The 14,370-nt window shown below is 72.4% G+C and carries 12 protein-coding genes and 1 pseudogene; 7 read left to right on the forward strand and 6 right to left on the reverse strand.

Annotated features, from left to right (window positions below; genetic code table 11):
- Positions 1–47 precede the first annotated feature (47 nt).
- Positions 48–1,553: an amino acid permease gene (locus ACYVLT_RS07445; RefSeq protein WP_461119376.1), complete on the forward strand. Its 1,506-nt coding sequence runs from the start codon at positions 48–50 to the stop codon at positions 1,551–1,553.
- On the opposite strand, the gene ACYVLT_RS07450 is transcribed toward ACYVLT_RS07445, so the two are convergent.
- From ACYVLT_RS07450 to ACYVLT_RS07470, 5 genes are all read right to left on the reverse strand, one after another.
- Positions 1,535–2,083: a carboxymuconolactone decarboxylase family protein gene (locus ACYVLT_RS07450; protein ID WP_461119377.1), complete on the reverse strand. Its 549-nt coding sequence runs from the start codon at positions 2,081–2,083 to the stop codon at positions 1,535–1,537. The two genes, ACYVLT_RS07445 and ACYVLT_RS07450, sit on opposite strands and share 19 nt — an antisense overlap.
- Positions 2,084–2,205: 122 nt before the next feature.
- Positions 2,206–2,670 carry a hypothetical protein gene (locus tag ACYVLT_RS07455; protein WP_461119378.1) on the reverse strand — a complete coding sequence of 155 codons (465 nt, stop codon included), beginning with the start codon at positions 2,668–2,670 and terminating at the stop codon, positions 2,206–2,208.
- Positions 2,671–2,683: 13 nt separating this feature from the next.
- Entirely contained in the window at positions 2,684–3,526 is an 843-nt protein-coding gene (locus tag ACYVLT_RS07460) for a hypothetical protein (protein ID WP_461119379.1), read from the reverse strand.
- Between the two features lie 181 nt (positions 3,527–3,707).
- Positions 3,708–4,751, reverse strand: a complete 1,044-nt coding sequence (locus tag ACYVLT_RS07465; protein ID WP_461119380.1) for an endo-1,4-beta-xylanase — start codon at positions 4,749–4,751, stop codon at positions 3,708–3,710.
- 64 nt (positions 4,752–4,815) lie between these two features.
- Positions 4,816–5,985, reverse strand: a complete 1,170-nt coding sequence (locus ACYVLT_RS07470) for a DUF418 domain-containing protein (RefSeq protein WP_461119381.1) — start codon at positions 5,983–5,985, stop codon at positions 4,816–4,818.
- A gap of 79 nt (positions 5,986–6,064) precedes the next feature.
- On the opposite strand from ACYVLT_RS07470, the gene ACYVLT_RS07475 reads away from it, so the two are divergent.
- Positions 6,065–6,667, forward strand: coding sequence for a TetR/AcrR family transcriptional regulator (locus tag ACYVLT_RS07475; protein ID WP_461119382.1), 603 nt, complete (start codon positions 6,065–6,067; stop codon positions 6,665–6,667).
- 75 nt (positions 6,668–6,742) lie between these two features.
- On the opposite strand, the gene ACYVLT_RS07480 is transcribed toward ACYVLT_RS07475, so the two are convergent.
- On the reverse strand, positions 6,743–7,924 hold the full coding sequence (locus ACYVLT_RS07480) for a M20 metallopeptidase family protein (RefSeq protein WP_461119383.1): 1,182 nt from the start codon (positions 7,922–7,924) through the stop codon (positions 6,743–6,745).
- Between the two features lie 100 nt (positions 7,925–8,024).
- On the opposite strand from ACYVLT_RS07480, the gene ACYVLT_RS07485 reads away from it, so the two are divergent.
- The 5 genes and pseudogenes from ACYVLT_RS07485 to ACYVLT_RS07505 all read left to right on the forward strand — a co-directional run bounded on the left by ACYVLT_RS07485 (position 8,025) and on the right by ACYVLT_RS07505 (position 14,321).
- Complete coding sequence (locus tag ACYVLT_RS07485) at positions 8,025–9,041, forward strand: Lrp/AsnC family transcriptional regulator (protein ID WP_461119384.1); 1,017 nt, start codon at positions 8,025–8,027, stop codon at positions 9,039–9,041.
- A gap of 45 nt (positions 9,042–9,086) precedes the next feature.
- Positions 9,087–10,084, forward strand: a pseudogene (locus ACYVLT_RS07490) (glycosyltransferase).
- A gap of 146 nt (positions 10,085–10,230) precedes the next feature.
- Entirely contained in the window at positions 10,231–12,444 is a 2,214-nt protein-coding gene (locus tag ACYVLT_RS07495; protein WP_461119565.1) for a glycoside hydrolase domain-containing protein, read from the forward strand.
- Entirely contained in the window at positions 12,441–13,709 is a 1,269-nt protein-coding gene (locus ACYVLT_RS07500; RefSeq protein ID WP_461119385.1) for a glycosyltransferase, read from the forward strand. Before ACYVLT_RS07495 ends, ACYVLT_RS07500 begins: the two co-directional genes overlap by 4 nt.
- 102 nt (positions 13,710–13,811) lie before the next feature.
- A complete protein-coding gene (locus tag ACYVLT_RS07505; RefSeq protein WP_461119386.1) occupies positions 13,812–14,321 on the forward strand; it encodes a DUF1360 domain-containing protein in 510 nt (169 codons plus the stop codon).
- The last annotated feature ends 49 nt before the right edge of the window (positions 14,322–14,370 follow it).

A 14,370-nucleotide genomic window follows, 5' to 3' on the forward strand; every position in this document is an offset into this window, starting at 1 on the left:
TCGGCCGGCCGTAGCGGCGGCGTCCGAGGTGATGGCGCGATCCGGGCGTGCCTGGCACTGTCGCGCTGCCCGCGCACGGATCGACCTCGGAGGACGCCTTGGCGGAGGACGCGAACGGTGGGCTGCGCCGGCAGTTGACCAGCCGTCAGATCGGCATGATCTCGCTCGGCGGCACGATCGGCACCGGGCTGTTCCTCGGCTCCAGCCTCGCGATCTCCATGGCCGGGCCGGCCGTGGTGGTGGCCTACCTGGTCGGGGCGCTGGCGGCGGTGGCGGTGGCCTACGCGGTGGCCGAGATGGTCGTCGTGCACCCGGAGGCGGGTGGTTTCGGCGCGGTCGCGGCGCGGTACGCCGGGCCGTTGGCCGGGTACGTCCAGCGCTGGTGCTACTGGGCGACCCAGGTGATCACCGTCGGCGGCGAGGTGGTCGCGGCCGGCCTCTACGTGCGGTACTGGTGGCCGCAGGTGCCGCTGTGGGCGGCGGTGTGCGTGTTCTCGGTGGCAATCCTGGCGGTCAACTTCGCGGCCGTGCGGCTGTTCGGCGAGGTCGAGTACTGGTTCGCGATGATCAAGGTGACCGCGCTGGTCGTGTTCCTGGTGCTCGGCGCGTTCTACATCGTGCTCGGGCCGCCGGGGCAGGACGCGGCGGGGCTGTCGGCGTGGACCGCCCACGGCGGGTTCGCGCCCCACGGCCTGGTCGGCGTGCTCCTGGCGATCACCGTGGCGACCTTCAGCTACGGCGGCGTGGAGTCGGTGGCGATGACCGCCGCCGAGTCGCGCAGCCCGGCCCGGGACATCCCGCGCGCGGCCCGGCGGGTGGTGGTGCGCCTGACCCTGTTCTACGTGCCGGCCACCGCGATCATCGTGGCGATCGTGCCGTGGACGCAGGCCGCCGCGGTCGACGGCGTGGCGGAGAGCCCGTTCGTGACGCTGTTCACCTCGATCGGCATCCCGGCGGCCGCGGGCGTGATGAACCTCGTCATCCTCACCGCCGCGCTGTCCGCCGCGAACACCACGCTGTACCTGGCGTCCCGCACGATGCACTCACTGGCCCTGGACCGCTACGCCCCGCCCGCGCTGGCTGCCGTGACCCGGCACGGCAGCCCGGTGAACGCGGTGCTCGCGTCGACCGCGGGCCTGGCCGCGGCGGCGGTGGCCGCCGCCGTCTCACCGGACGCGGCGTTCCCGGTGCTGCTGGGCATCGCGTTGTTCAGCGGCATGACGGCCTGGCTGCTGATCTTCATCAGCCACCTGGCGTTCCGGCGGGCCCGCCGGCACCTGCCGCCGTCGCCGGTCCGGCTGCGAGGTGGGGCGGTGACCGCCGTGCTGAGCCTGCTGTACGTCGTGCTGGTGTTGGTGGCGACGGCGTTCACCGAGGCGTTCGGGCCGGCGTGGCAGGTCGGTGTGCCGTTCGTGGCGCTGGTGCTGCTGTCCTACCCGCTGGTGCGCCGCCGCCGGTCGGCCCGGGCACGGTTGGCAGAGGAGCGGTCGGCAGAGGAGCGGTCGGCCGACCAGCGGGTGGAGGCGGCCGAGGCTCAGACCGAGCTCAGGTAGCCCTGCTCGACGATGCGCTTGGCGGACTCGTCGTACGCCGCCGGGTCCGTCGGCGCGAACGTGCCGAGGCCGTCGACGTACCGGTTGTACATGCAGAACGCCGCCGCGATCAGCACGGTGTCGTGGATCTCGACGTCGGTGGCGCCCTCGGCCCGCGCCCGGTCCACCAGTTCGGTGGTGACCTTGCGGCCGGAGTCCTGCACGGCGGCGGCGATCCGCAGCAGCGCGCGCAGCTTCTCCGACACCGGTGCGGTGTCGAGGTCCGCCTTCACCTGCTGCACCAGGGTCATGCCCTCGTCCAGCTGGGCGGCGGCGAACGCCGAGTGGGAGTTGTGGCAGAACGTGCACTCGTTGAGAGCGGACACGTAGGACGCGATGAGCTCGCGTTCGCCGGGCGGCATGGAGTGCGGTGCGCGGAGGAGGACTTCGGCCAGTTCGTTGAGCGGCTTGGCCGTCTCCGGCCGGTACCGCATCGGGCCGGTGATGCCGGGGTGGATGGTCTCGTCCAAGCCGAGATCGATGTGCGCCATGCCGGTCACGCTAACCGTCACCGGCCACTCGGGGGGTGGCCGGTGACGGCCCGGACTGCGTGAATCCGCAGTGCGGTGCGCGGTCCCGCCGCGAGGGGCGCGGCGGGACCGGTGCGGTGGCGTTACTTGGCGTGGCCGCGCAGCGCGAGCAGCACGGCGCCGGTGGTGATGCCGTAGGCGACGACGTGGCCGAACAGGCTGACCCACTGGGGGCCGCCGACCACGAACACCATGTCGCTCATCATCGGGTCGGCGGTCACGCTCAACCACAGCGGCATGATGATCAGCGCGCCGAGCACCCACAGGACCGCGCCGTAGACCATGCTCGCGGCGTAGACGGGCGGCACCATGCCGAGGTTGCGGGTCAGGAAGCCGAACAGGGCGCCCCCGATGGCCGAGATGATCATGTGGACGATGAAGCCGACGAGGGCGTTGTCCACGCCGATCAGCATGCCGACCATGGGCAGCATGTCGACCCCGGCCATCAGCAGCCCGAACACGAGGCCGCCGGCGAGGCCGGCCATCGCCCCGTTCCGGATGGGCGAATCCGACCTCGTCGACGTCGAGGCAGCGAGTGTCGCGGTCACGTTCAGCTCCTTGTCAGTTGTAGGGCATGGTCGGGAACCAGCCGAACCCGAAGATCGACGGGACGCGCACGTCCCAGTACACGAGCAGGAAGACACCGAGCGCGATCAGCAGCGAGGCGCTGACCAGGGTCGAGCGGCGCGAGTGGCTGCTGAACCACCGCAGGAACCGGCCCTTGGTGCCCAGGGCCAGCGCCGCGAACACGATCACGACGAGCAGGACGTTGCCGATGGACTGGAGCACGAAGGTGCCCGCGCCGAAGAGCGGGTTCCCGGACTCCACCGCGGAGCGGAACAACTTGATGAACATCGGGTAGGGCCGACCGATCAGGAACGCACCGACCAGCGCGCCGAGCACGACCACGCGGGCCACCGGCCGGCCGCGGAAGACGTCGGGCACGACACCGAGGGCGGCCAAGCCGAGGTAGGCCATGGCCAGGCCGACGATGCCGAACACGATGGCCGACTGCACCAGGCGCACCGGCATGGTGCCGACCATCGCGCTGGACAACTGCGGCAGGCTCGGACCGATCAGCACGCCGATCGCGCCGTAGACCGCCGAGACGCCCACCATGCCCGCCGTGAAGTAGCCGAGGGGGCGCAACAGGGATCTCATGGTGCCCTGCGCGGTCCCGCCGGCTTCGCTCATCGGGCCGATCGAGGCGGCCATCGCGATGTTGCACGCGGTGAACGTGCCCGCGAGCCCGGAGACGAAGGCGAACGCCAGACCGGCGGCGGTGCCGGCGATCGAAGCGGTAGCGGCTTCCTCGCCGAGCAGCGCGTTGGCGACGTTCGCGCCGATCACGTGATCGACGAACTCGTAGGACCACAGCACGGACAGCAGTACTCCGGCGATCACGCTGCCGAAGATCAGTCGTCCTGATCCTGTGGTGCGATCGGTCCCGATGTCGGGCCGGGCATGGACCACGGGCGTCCACCTCGCTTCGGTCGGGTGTGGAGTTCGGTCGACTCAATGTCCTGGGCGGCGCGCCGTTCCGACAACTTCCATGCTGCTGTCCTCGCCGCAGGACGCGGCGGGTTCAGCGCGCCGCGCCGCACCGGGCGCTGTTCAAGGTGTCGAGGACGGCCGTGTACGCGGGCTTCTTGGCGCCGGCGGAGGTGAACAGCAGGGGGGTGGCGGAGGCCCGCCAGGAGTCGCTGTCGCGGATGCCCCACACCGTGATGCCGGTGCAGCGGTCGACCGCCAGGCAGGCCCGCACGACGCGCCGGTAGCTCTCGGCCTGGGCCGTGCCGGACCCCTCGACGTCCAACTCGGTCAGCTGCACGTCCACGCCGAGGTCGGCGAAGTTGCGCAGGGTGGTGACGAAGTCGGCCGGCACCGGGTGGTTGGCGCTGAAGTGCGACTGGAGGCCGACGCAGTCGATGGGCACGCCGCGGGACCGGAAGTCGCGCACCATCCGGTACACGGCCTGGGTCTTGGCGTGCGACCAGTTCTCGATGTTGTAGTCGTTGTAGCAGAGCTTCGCGCCGGGGTCGGCCGCCCGGGCCGCGTGGAACGCCGCCTCGATCCAGTCGTCGCCGGTGCGCTGGAAGTTGGAGTCGCGCCGCGTGCCGGTCGGGCTGTCGGAGAACGCCTCGTTGACCACGTCCCAGGCGAGGATGCGGCCGCGGTAGTAGGCCATCACCTGCGTGACGTGGTTGAGCATCGCCTGCCGCAGCGCCGCGCCCGACAGGTTCGTGAGCCAGCCGGGCTGCCCGGCGTGCCAGAGCAGGGTGTGCCCGCGCACCCTCTTGCCCTGCTGCGCCGCGTGGTTCACGATCCGGTCGGCCGCGGTGAAGGTGAACTTGCCCTGGCTCGGCTCGGTCGCGTCGAGCTTCATCTCGTTCTCCGGCGTGATCACGCCGAACTCGCGGTCGAGGATGCCGGTGTAGGTCGGGTCGGACAGCTTGTAGGCCGTGACGCCCGCCCCGAAGTACCGGCCGGTGCGTTGCGCGGCCTCCGCGAGCGTGGCGGCGGGTGGTGCGTCGGCGGCCGCGGCGGCGGGCACGACCGGGAGCAGCACGCCCGCCGCGGTGAGGGCAGCGGTGGTCAAGGCCAAGGACGCGGATAAGAGTTTTCGCACTTCGAAGCCCCTTTCGGCACGGAGGTGCCACACGATCGTGGGGCCCGAGCGCGTCGGGCAATGGTTATCGAGAGTTTTCGAAACCACGGCGGCCGTAGGTGAGTCGCCGCAGCAGCCATTCGGCCGGACCACCGCGGTCCACGCGGCGCAGCACGTCGGCCAGGACGACGGTGGCCGGCCAGGTGAGGACCGCGATCCCGGACGCGGCCGCCGTGCCCGACTCGGTGCCGAGCCCGCCCGCGTAGGGCACGAAGACCGCCACGAACACCACGGACTGCAACAGGTAGCAGGTGAGGGATCGCCGTCCGCACGCGGCCAGGGCGGTCAGCACCCGACCCGGCCGGGTGACGCGGGCCGCGACCAGCCCCACGAGCGCCGCGCAACCCACGCCTCCGGCCGGCCCGGTGACGCCGTGCAGCACGTACGCGAGCACCGACAAGGCGACCGGCGCCTGCGTCCACACCCCCGCGTCCAGCAACGCCAACGGGACCCCGCCGAGCACGGCCAGGCCGATCCCGACGAGAGCGGTCAAGCGCAGGACCGGGACGTGCTGGTGCGGCTCGTCCAGCAGGCGACGGCGGGCGGCCCACACGCCGAGCACGAACGGGATCACCAGTTCCACCACCAGCATCGGCGTCAGCGCACCCCACAACGCCACGCGCTCGCCGAGGGCGGTCACCGGGTCGGTCGCGGCGACCATGCCCGAAGGGCCGCCGAACTCGGCGATCCGCATCCCGTTGACCAGCGCCGCGCCGGCGTGCACGAGCAGCCACGCGCCGGCGAGCACGAGCAGCGCGCGGTCACGCCACCGCAGCACACCGACCATCAGCAGCCCGGCCAACCCGTAGGCGGCGAGGATGTCGCCGAAGAACAGCAGCAGGGCGTGGCCGCACCCGAACACCAGCAACCACCGGCTCCGCCTGCGCAACAACTTGCGCGTGGCACGCCAGTCATCGGTCTGCTTGCCGGCGAGCTGCACGAACCCGTAGCCGAACAGCGCGGCGAACATCGGCATGGCCCGGCCGTCGACCAGCGCCACCTGGAGCCCGGTGACGACGCGGTCGAGCGTGCCACCGTCGAGCGCGTATGCCCGGAAACCGGTCGGGTGGCCGGACAGGTACATGTGCGCGTGGGCCAGCGCGATCATCAGCAGCATCGCGCCGCGGGCCAGGTCGGGCGCCAGGGCACGTCCGCCGGTGAGCGGCCGGGGGAGCGTGGCGGAAGATGTGGACAACGGAACACCCCAATTGGATACGGCATCGTAGCTTATCGAGAGGATAAGCTACGGCACCGTGTCTTGAGATGGAAGTGACATGGAGAAAGCGGTCGCCAGGGCGCCGGAGCGGCGGCGCGGCGAGGCACTGGTGCGCGCCATCCACGAAGCCGCGCTCGCCGAACTCGCCGAGGTCGGGCTGGGTCAGCTCGGCATGGAGGGCATCGCCCGCCGGGCGTCCACCGCCAAGACCGTCCTCTACCGGCGTTGGGCCAGCCCGCACGAGCTGCTGGTCGACGCGGTGGCCCAGGCCCACCCGGTGGAGGTGCCCACCGCGGCCGCGGATGACCTGCGCACCGACCTGATCGCGGCGCTCACCGTGCTGACCGACTGGATGCGGACCCCGGCGGCGACCGCCGTGCTGGCGATCATGTCCGAGCGCCACCGCTACCCGGAGCTGGCGGAAGCCCTCTACACCGAGGTCTTCGACCCCAGGGGCGGCACGTTCACCAGCACGGTCCTGCGCCACTACGCCGCCAACGGCGGCCTGGACCCCCGCCGGCTGACCCCCATCACCACCCAGATCGGCGAGGCGATGGTCTTCAAGCTCTCCCTCGACCTGGCCCGCATCCCGACCCCGGACGAAGTGGCCGCGATCGTGGACGAGGCACTCCTCCCGGCCCTTGGCTTCCCACCCAACTGACGGACTCGCCGACCCCGGTCGACGGATCGCGGGCCGGGGTCGTTGTCGGACCGGGCCGACCCTCGGCGCGCGGGCTCACCGGTCCGTCCCGTCGCGGCCCCGGCGCAGGGCCAGTTCGGCCAGGACGGTGGCGCCGTCGGGCAGCACCGCGTCGTCGAACCGGGCGAGCGGGGAGTGGTTGTCGGTGGTGCCGTCGCCCGCGCCGAGCGGGATGAAGGTGCCGGGGACCTCGCGCAGGACGCGGGAGAAGTCCTCACCCCCGGGCATGGGGTTGGCCAGCGGCCGGTAGCGGTGGCCGAAGAGCTCGGTGATCGTGTCCGCGACGAACGCGGTCTCCCGGGGGTTGTTCACCGTCATGGGGTACCCGTCCACATAGGTCACGTCGGCGCGCAGGCCGTGCGCCCGCGCGATCGACCGGGCCAGCTCGACCGACGCGTCCTTGATCCGGGCCTTGGCCGCGGCGGAGAACGTGCGCACGGTCGCCTCGAACCGCGCGGTGTCGGGGATGACGTTGCGCTTGGTCCCCGCGTGGAACGACCCCACGGTGACGACCACCGGGTCGAAGATGTCGGACTGGCGGGTGACCAGGGCCTGCAACGCCGTGACGATCTCGCACGCCACCGGGATGGGGTCCTGCGCGCGGTGCGGCCGGGCGCCGTGCCCGCCCGAACCCACGACGGTCACCTCCAGCCCGTCCGACGCCGCCATCGTGGTGCCCGGCCGGGCCGAGAACACGCCGTGCGGCACACCGGCGCTGAACACGTGCAACGCGTAGGCGGCCGCCGCCCGGCGGCCCGCCGCGTCCAGCACGCCCTCGGCGATCATCGCGGCCGAGCCGTCCCACCCCTCCTCACCGGGCTGGAACATGAAGACCACGTCCCCGGCCAACTCGTGCCGCCGGGCGGCCAGCAGGTGCGCGGCGCCGACCAGCATCGCGGTGTGCATGTCGTGGCCGCACGCGTGCATCGCACCGTCCACACGGGACGCGAAGTCCAGCCCCGTGCGCTCCCGCACCGGCAGCGCGTCCATGTCGGCGCGCAGGAGCACCACCGGTCCCGGGCGGGCGCCGCGCAGCACACCCGTCACGGACGTCAGCGCGTCTCCCGACGACAACTCCAGGGGCAGCCCGTCGAGCGCCGCGAGCACCTTCTCCTGCGTGCGCGGTAAGTCCAGGCCGATCTCGGGGTCGGCGTGCAGTCGTCGGCGCAAGCGCACCATCTCGTCCAGCAGGGCGACGGCGTCCTCGTGCACGGTCATGGAGCTCTCCTCGGCTTCGGGGCGGGTACTTGCCCGAGGATCACGTCGGGTGTCACGCTCGACGCCACAATTGCCGAGATCGCTCAGGGGATGGCCACCAGTGCAGGATTCGTTCGCACCCGACGAGACGGACCTGAGGCTCGTCCACGCCCTCCAGGCCGCGCCGAGGGCCACCTGGCACGACGTCGGCCGGTCGCTCGGCATCGACCCGGTCACCGCGGCACGGCGGTGGCAGGAGTTGGTCGGTGCGGGTGCCGCGCGGGTCACCGCCTACCCCGACGTGCGGCTGTGGGCCAAGGACCACTGCAACGCGTTCATCGAGATCGACCTGGAGCCGACCGCCCGGCCGCACGCGGTCGAGGTGCTGTCGCGGGTACCGCAGATCGCCTCGATCTCGATCATCAGCAGTGGTCGGGACCTGTTCCTGACCGTGCTGACCCCCGACCTCACCACGTTGTCGCACGTCGTGCTGCACCAACTGCACGGGCTGCCTGGGCTGCGCCGGACCAGGACGCACACCGTGACCACCGTCTACGGCGAGGGCAACCGCTGGCGGCTCGGCGCGCTCGAACCGCGGCGGCGCGCGCAGCCCGCCCACCCGGTCCAGCCGACCGGTGGCCGTGCGGTCTGGAAACCCCACCACCGGGAGGTGCTGCGCGCGTTGGACGACGGGCGCATGCCCGCGGCCGAGATCGCGGCCCGCACCGGCAAGAGCGGGTCCACCGTGCGCCGGTGGCTCAACGAGATGGTCGACGGCAGGCTGCTGTCGCTGCGGTGCGAGGTCGCCCAACCGGTCACGGGGTGGCCGATCGCCGCGACGTTCTGGGCCAGGGTGCCGCCGGACGAGCTGGACCGGACCGCGACCGCGTTGACCGAACTGCCCGAGGTGCGCCTGTGCGCGGCCGTCACCGGCGCCGACAACCTCGTCATGACGCTGTGGCTGCGCTCCCTCGGCGACATCCAACGCCTGGAGGCCGAACTCGCCAGGCGACTGCCCGCGCTCACCCTCACCGATCGCGCGGTGACCTTGCGCGCGGTCAAGCGGATGGGCTGCCTGCTCGACGAAACGGGCCGGATCACCGACGTGGTGCCGATCGACCCCTGGGCGCGTTCGTGACGAAACGGGGTAGCCGCGGCACCCGGACGGCGTAGTTTCGGCGCCATGCGCGTACTGTTCGCCGCCCTCGCGTCGGTCGGTCACACCTATCCGCTGATCCCGCTCGCGATCGCGGCCCGGGAGGCCGGGCACGAGGTGCACTTCGCCGTCGGCGAGGAGGTGCACGCGCCGTTGGCCGCCAACGGGCTGCGTCCGTTCCGCCCCGCGGACACGTTCTACGAGATGTACCCGAGGACCTGGAGCCCGACCTCGCGCGCTTGCGGCCCGACCTCGTGGTGCACGGGTGGGGAGTGCCGGGGGCCGCGGTCGCCGCCCGCCGTTCGGGCATCCCCGGGCTCTGGCACGGCTTCGGCCGCCTGTTCCCCGACGGGATCGGCCTCGAACTGCCGACGACCAACGCCGAGGCGCCCGGCCTGCCGCACGTCGACATCTGCCCGCCGTCGTTGCAGGACAGGGACTTCGTGGCCACCCAGCACCGGATCGAGCTGCGCCCGGTCGGGTACGCCGACCCCGGCGCGCTGCCCGCGTGGGACGGTCGGCGCGCCTCGCAACCCCTGGTCTACCTGACCCTCGGCACGGCGTTCGGCACCGCGGAGCTGCTGGCCACGGCGGTCAAGGGGTTGGCGGCGCTGGACGCGCGGGTGGTGGTCGCCACCGGCCGGGTGCGGCCCGACCAGCTCGGCGACGTGCCGGACAACGTCACCGTGCACGCGTGGCTGCCGCAGGCGGAGTTGTTGCCGCACGTGGACGTGGTCGTGCACCACGGCGGCAGCGGCACCACGCTCGGCGCGCTCGCCGCGGGCGTGCCGCAGCTGATGCTGCCCCAGGGCGCCGACCAGTTCGCCAACGCCGACGCGGTCAGCGCCGCCGGAGCCGGGCTGCGCCTGCTCCCGGGCGAACTGGGCTCGGACGCCATCGCCGACCACGTGCGGACCCTGGCGCGCGACGGTGAGCACGCCGCCGCCGCCCGCGCCATCGCCGAGGAGATCGCCCGGATGCCGTCGCCCGCCGACGTCGCCCGCCGACTGCCGGACCACGCATGACGGGGACCGGTCCCGGCCGTCCCGGATCGTCCCGCCCCCCGACCGGGTGATCGACACGGCGTTCCCGCCGAGTTCACGTCGCGGAAACCATCGGCGGTCTCGCGCCGATTTAGAGTCTCGTCATCCTCGACGAGATCGATCCCTTCATCGGAACGGCGGCGACCTCCCTGCCCGCGGCGCAGGGTCTCGCCGCTACTTGGTGGTGGCCGAAAGCGCAGATCGGCAACACCCACCCGGGTGCGACCTCCCCGCTCGGGATGGTCTCCGCCTGCGCTTACTCCGGCGCCTACCCGACGGGCTACGGGCGGTACACGAAGAACACCGAGGGCCTGCCGGAGGAGATGTTCGACCGGCCGCAGGCCTCCGGGTTCACCCACTTCCAGCAGTCCGGAACCGGAGCGATCCGCAAGTACTACAACTACGTCCGGGTGACCCCGATGGTGCAGCAGCTGGACACGCTCGGTCAGGCTTGGCCGCTGCACGACGAGGTCGCCGAAGCCGGGTACTACGCGGCCACGCTCGACACCGGCGTCCGCTGCGAGATCACCGTCGGCGCCAAGGTCGCGGTCCACCGGTACACGTTCCCCGAGCACCGGGCCGCCCGGATCGTGGTCGACCTGTCGTGCGGCGGGCTGGCCATCGACCACGGCCGCACGGTGCCGCTGCGGGCGCACGTGGAGAGCCTCGGGCACGGCCGCGCGCAGGGCACGGTCGTCGTGGAGGGCGTGCCGCTCTCGGTGCACATCGAGGTCGACTCGCCGGGGTGGCGCCAGATGCTCTGGCACGACCGCCGGCTGATCGAGGGCGGCACCCGGCTGGACTTCGACCGCATCCGGCAGACCACGCTGCGGCCGTTCGGGCTGCTGTTCATCGGCCCGACCAACGCCGGGCAGAGCGTCGAGGTGCGCATCGGCTTCTCGCTGCGCGGCTGCGAGCAGGCCGAGCGCAACCTGCACCGCGAGTGCGGCGAGAGCCCTCCCGCGTTCGACGTCATCCGGGCGGGGACCAGGGAGCGGTGGCGCGACCACGTGGGCCGCGTCGAGGTCGAGGGCGGGTCGCCGGCCCGGCGGCAGGTGTTCGCCACCGCCCTGTACCACTCGCTGGTCAAACCGTGCTTCGCCGACGACGAGAGCCCGTTCTGGCCGACGTCCGGGCCGTTCGCCTTCGACGTCTGCACGATGTGGGACATCTACAAGACCCAGGTGCCGCTGCTCGCCGCGATCGTGCCGGACCGGGCGGTCGACCTGCTGGAGTCGCTGATCCGGGTGTGCGAGGAGGAGGGCAACTTCCCGATCGGGTACCGGATGGCGCGCGGCGCGGACCGGTTCTTCCGCCAGGCCAGCGCCCTGGTGCACACCGCGTTGGCCGACGCGCACGCGCTGGGCCTCGGCGACCTGGACTGGAACTGGGCGCTGGTGCACATGGAAGCCGACCTGCGCCGGTTGTACGGCGAGGACTTCTACGAGCACGGCGTCGTGCACCCGATCTCGCACACCCTCGACCTCGCCTACGCCTACCACTGCACCGCGGGCGTCGCGCGGGCCCTGAACGACGGCCGGCTCGCCGACGACCTCGCCGCGCGCAGCCTGCTGTGGACCAACGCGTTCGACCCGGCCACCGGCCTGCTGCGCGACTCGTCGTTCTACGAGGGCGGCAAGTGGAACTACTCGTTCCGGCTCATGCACGACATGGCCGGCAGGATCGCGATGGCCGGTGGTGACGACGCGTTCGTCACCATGCTGGACGCGTTCTTCGGCTACGGCGCGGCGCCGGTGACCCAGCCGGGCAGGCTGCCCGACCCGGCGGAGATGGCGGTCGGCTACGCGTTGAACCGGTTCGAGGGCCTCAACAACGAACCGGACATGGAAGCGCCCTGGTCCTACCACTACGCGGGCCGCCCGGACCGCACGGCCGAGGTCGTGCACGCCGCGTTGACCTGGCAGTTCGGCACCGGCCCCGGCGGGCTGCCGGGCAACGACGACTCCGGCGGGCTGAGCTCCTGGTACGTGTGGGCCTCGCTCGGGCTGTTCCCGATCGCCGGCCAGAACCTGTTCCTGGTCAACGCGCCCGCGTTCGCGCGCGCCACCGTCCACGTCGGCGACCGCGACTTCGTGGTCGAGACCAGGGGTCACCGGGAGACACCGGTCAGCTCCGACGGGCTGGAACGGGTGCCACCACCGCAGTACGTGCAGTCCGCCCGGCTCAACGGCAGACCGCTGGACGTCGCGCACCTGCGTGCCACCGACATCCACGCGGGCGGGCGGCTGCAACTCGAACTCGGCCCCGAGCCGTCGGCGTGGGGCCGCGAAGTCCGACCACCGTCACTGTCCGACTCACCCGCGACGGGAGCCAGCACATGAGCAGGCCGAACCGCCGCCTCGTCATCGTGGTGCGGGCCGATCCGGTGATCTGCGGTCACTCCGGTGAGGCCCGCAACCTGGCCGAGGCCGCCCTGACCCGAGGCTTCGACGACGTGCGGCTGCTGACGTGGCCCATACCCGCCCTCCAGGCGGCGGGGCTGCCGCTCAAGCCGCTCGACCGGATCATGCCCTACAGCGCGGGCATCACGGTGGAGCGGCCCGAGCCGGTGGGCGACTACCGGGTGCCCGACGGCCGGTACGTGGCCGGGCTCACCGGCCGCCTGGTCGAGCTGCTCGCCGAACCGGTGCCGACCACGTGCCTGTCGATGTACCTCGCGCCGCACACGGCGGTCGTGGGCGAGGCCGTGGCGGCGGCGCGCGCGGCCGGGTTCGCGCCCGACGTCCGCACCATCGCGAAGGCGGTGGGTTCGGACGTCACCAACGTGATCCGCTCGTGCCTGCGCGAGAACCGGTTCGGCGCGGCGGTGGCGCTGTTCACCACGTTCCTGGCCAACGACCAGGTGATCGCGGTGTCGGAGTACACCCGGCAGGAGATCATCGCCTCCGCCGAGGCCGTCGACGCGCACTGCGGCACCCGCCTCGCCGACGAGTGCCGCGCCCGGGTCTCGGTCAGCTACCCGCCGATCGACACCTCGGCCTACCTCGACCTCGACCCGGCGCGGGTCGACGCCGCCCTCGCGCGACGCGGCCTCGAACGCGACGGCTACGTGCTGTTCCTGTCCCGGGTGGCGCGGGCGAAGGGCGTCCACGACCTGGTGACGGCGTTCACCCGGTCGCGGGCCCGTGACCGGGTGAAGCTGGTCGTGGCCGGGAACGGTCCGGCCCTGGACGACATCCGGGCGCTCACGCGCGACGACGAGCGGGTGGTGCTGCTGTCGGACGTGGACGACGACGAGAAGCCGTTGCTGATGCGCGGCTGCGCCGCCTACGCGTTGCCGACCAAGCCCGAGCCGGACTTCGTGGAGACGTTCGGCATCGCGTTGGCCGAGAAGATGCTCGCGGGCGGCGGGCCGGTGATCACGACCACCACCGGCGGCACCGGTGAGGCGGTCGGCGGCACGGCGATCATCGTGGAGGCCGGCGACGTCGCGGGCATCGCCGCCGCGATCGACCGGGCGGTGCTGGAGATGTCACCGGAACAGCGGCGGTTCATGGAGGACCAGGCCAGGGCGCACGCCATGTCGTTCGACCGCGCCCGGGTGTTCGACGACCTGTTCGCGACCTCCCAGGCCACTCCGATCTGATCGACGAGCCTTGTCGGAGGGATCGCGCGCCCGGCGACCCACCTCTGCCGCATGCCCCGTCCGCACGAGTTTGAACCGGCTGATCCCGGCTACACCTCGGCCATGGCGATGACCGACGTCTTCCGGCGGATCAGCTCCGCCTACTCCGCCGGCGAGCAGCGTCCACTGCGGGGATACCTGGCGACCCTCTGCTCGTACGGCGCGCTCGTCGCCGGGGCCACCGTCGCCGGCCGCCGGGCCGGTGTGCGCCTGCCCGAACGGGTCGCCGTCAGCGACGTGGCCCTCCTGTCGCTGGCCACCCACAAGGCCAGCCGCCTGCTGACGAAGGCCGCGGTGACGAGCGTGCTGCGCGCGCCGTTCGCCCGGTTCGACGGACCGGCCGGGCCCGCGGAGGTCAACGAGTCGGTCCGCGGCGACGGGGTCCGGCACGCGGCCGGCGAGCTGGTGACCTGCCCGTTCTGCTCGGGCGTGTGGATCGCCACGGCGCTCACGGCCGGTCTGGTGTTCGCGCCGCGAGCGACCCGGCTCGCCGCGACCGCGTTGTCCGCCGTGGCGGTGTCGGACTGGCTGCACTTCGCGGACAGCAGGCTCAAGCAGGCCGCCCACGACTGAGCGCACGAACACCGCGCGGACACCGATCGACCGTGCCCGCAAACGTGCG

Source organism: Saccharothrix stipae (assembly GCF_054781895.1).

What these genes read in the sequence shown, in the direction of transcription:
- ACYVLT_RS07450 (WP_461119377.1), bottom strand. Translation starts at nt 2,083, where the DNA reads ATGGCGCACATCGATCTCGGCTTGGACGAGACCATCCACCCCGGCATC.
- ACYVLT_RS07475 (WP_461119382.1), top strand. Translation starts at nt 6,065, where the DNA reads ATGGAGAAAGCGGTCGCCAGGGCGCCGGAGCGGCGGCGCGGCGAGGCA.
- ACYVLT_RS07480 (WP_461119383.1), bottom strand. Translation starts at nt 7,924, where the DNA reads ATGACCGTGCACGAGGACGCCGTCGCCCTGCTGGACGAGATGGTGCGC.
- ACYVLT_RS07500 (WP_461119385.1), top strand. Translation starts at nt 12,441, where the DNA reads ATGAGCAGGCCGAACCGCCGCCTCGTCATCGTGGTGCGGGCCGATCCG.
- ACYVLT_RS07505 (WP_461119386.1), top strand. Translation starts at nt 13,812, where the DNA reads ATGGCGATGACCGACGTCTTCCGGCGGATCAGCTCCGCCTACTCCGCC.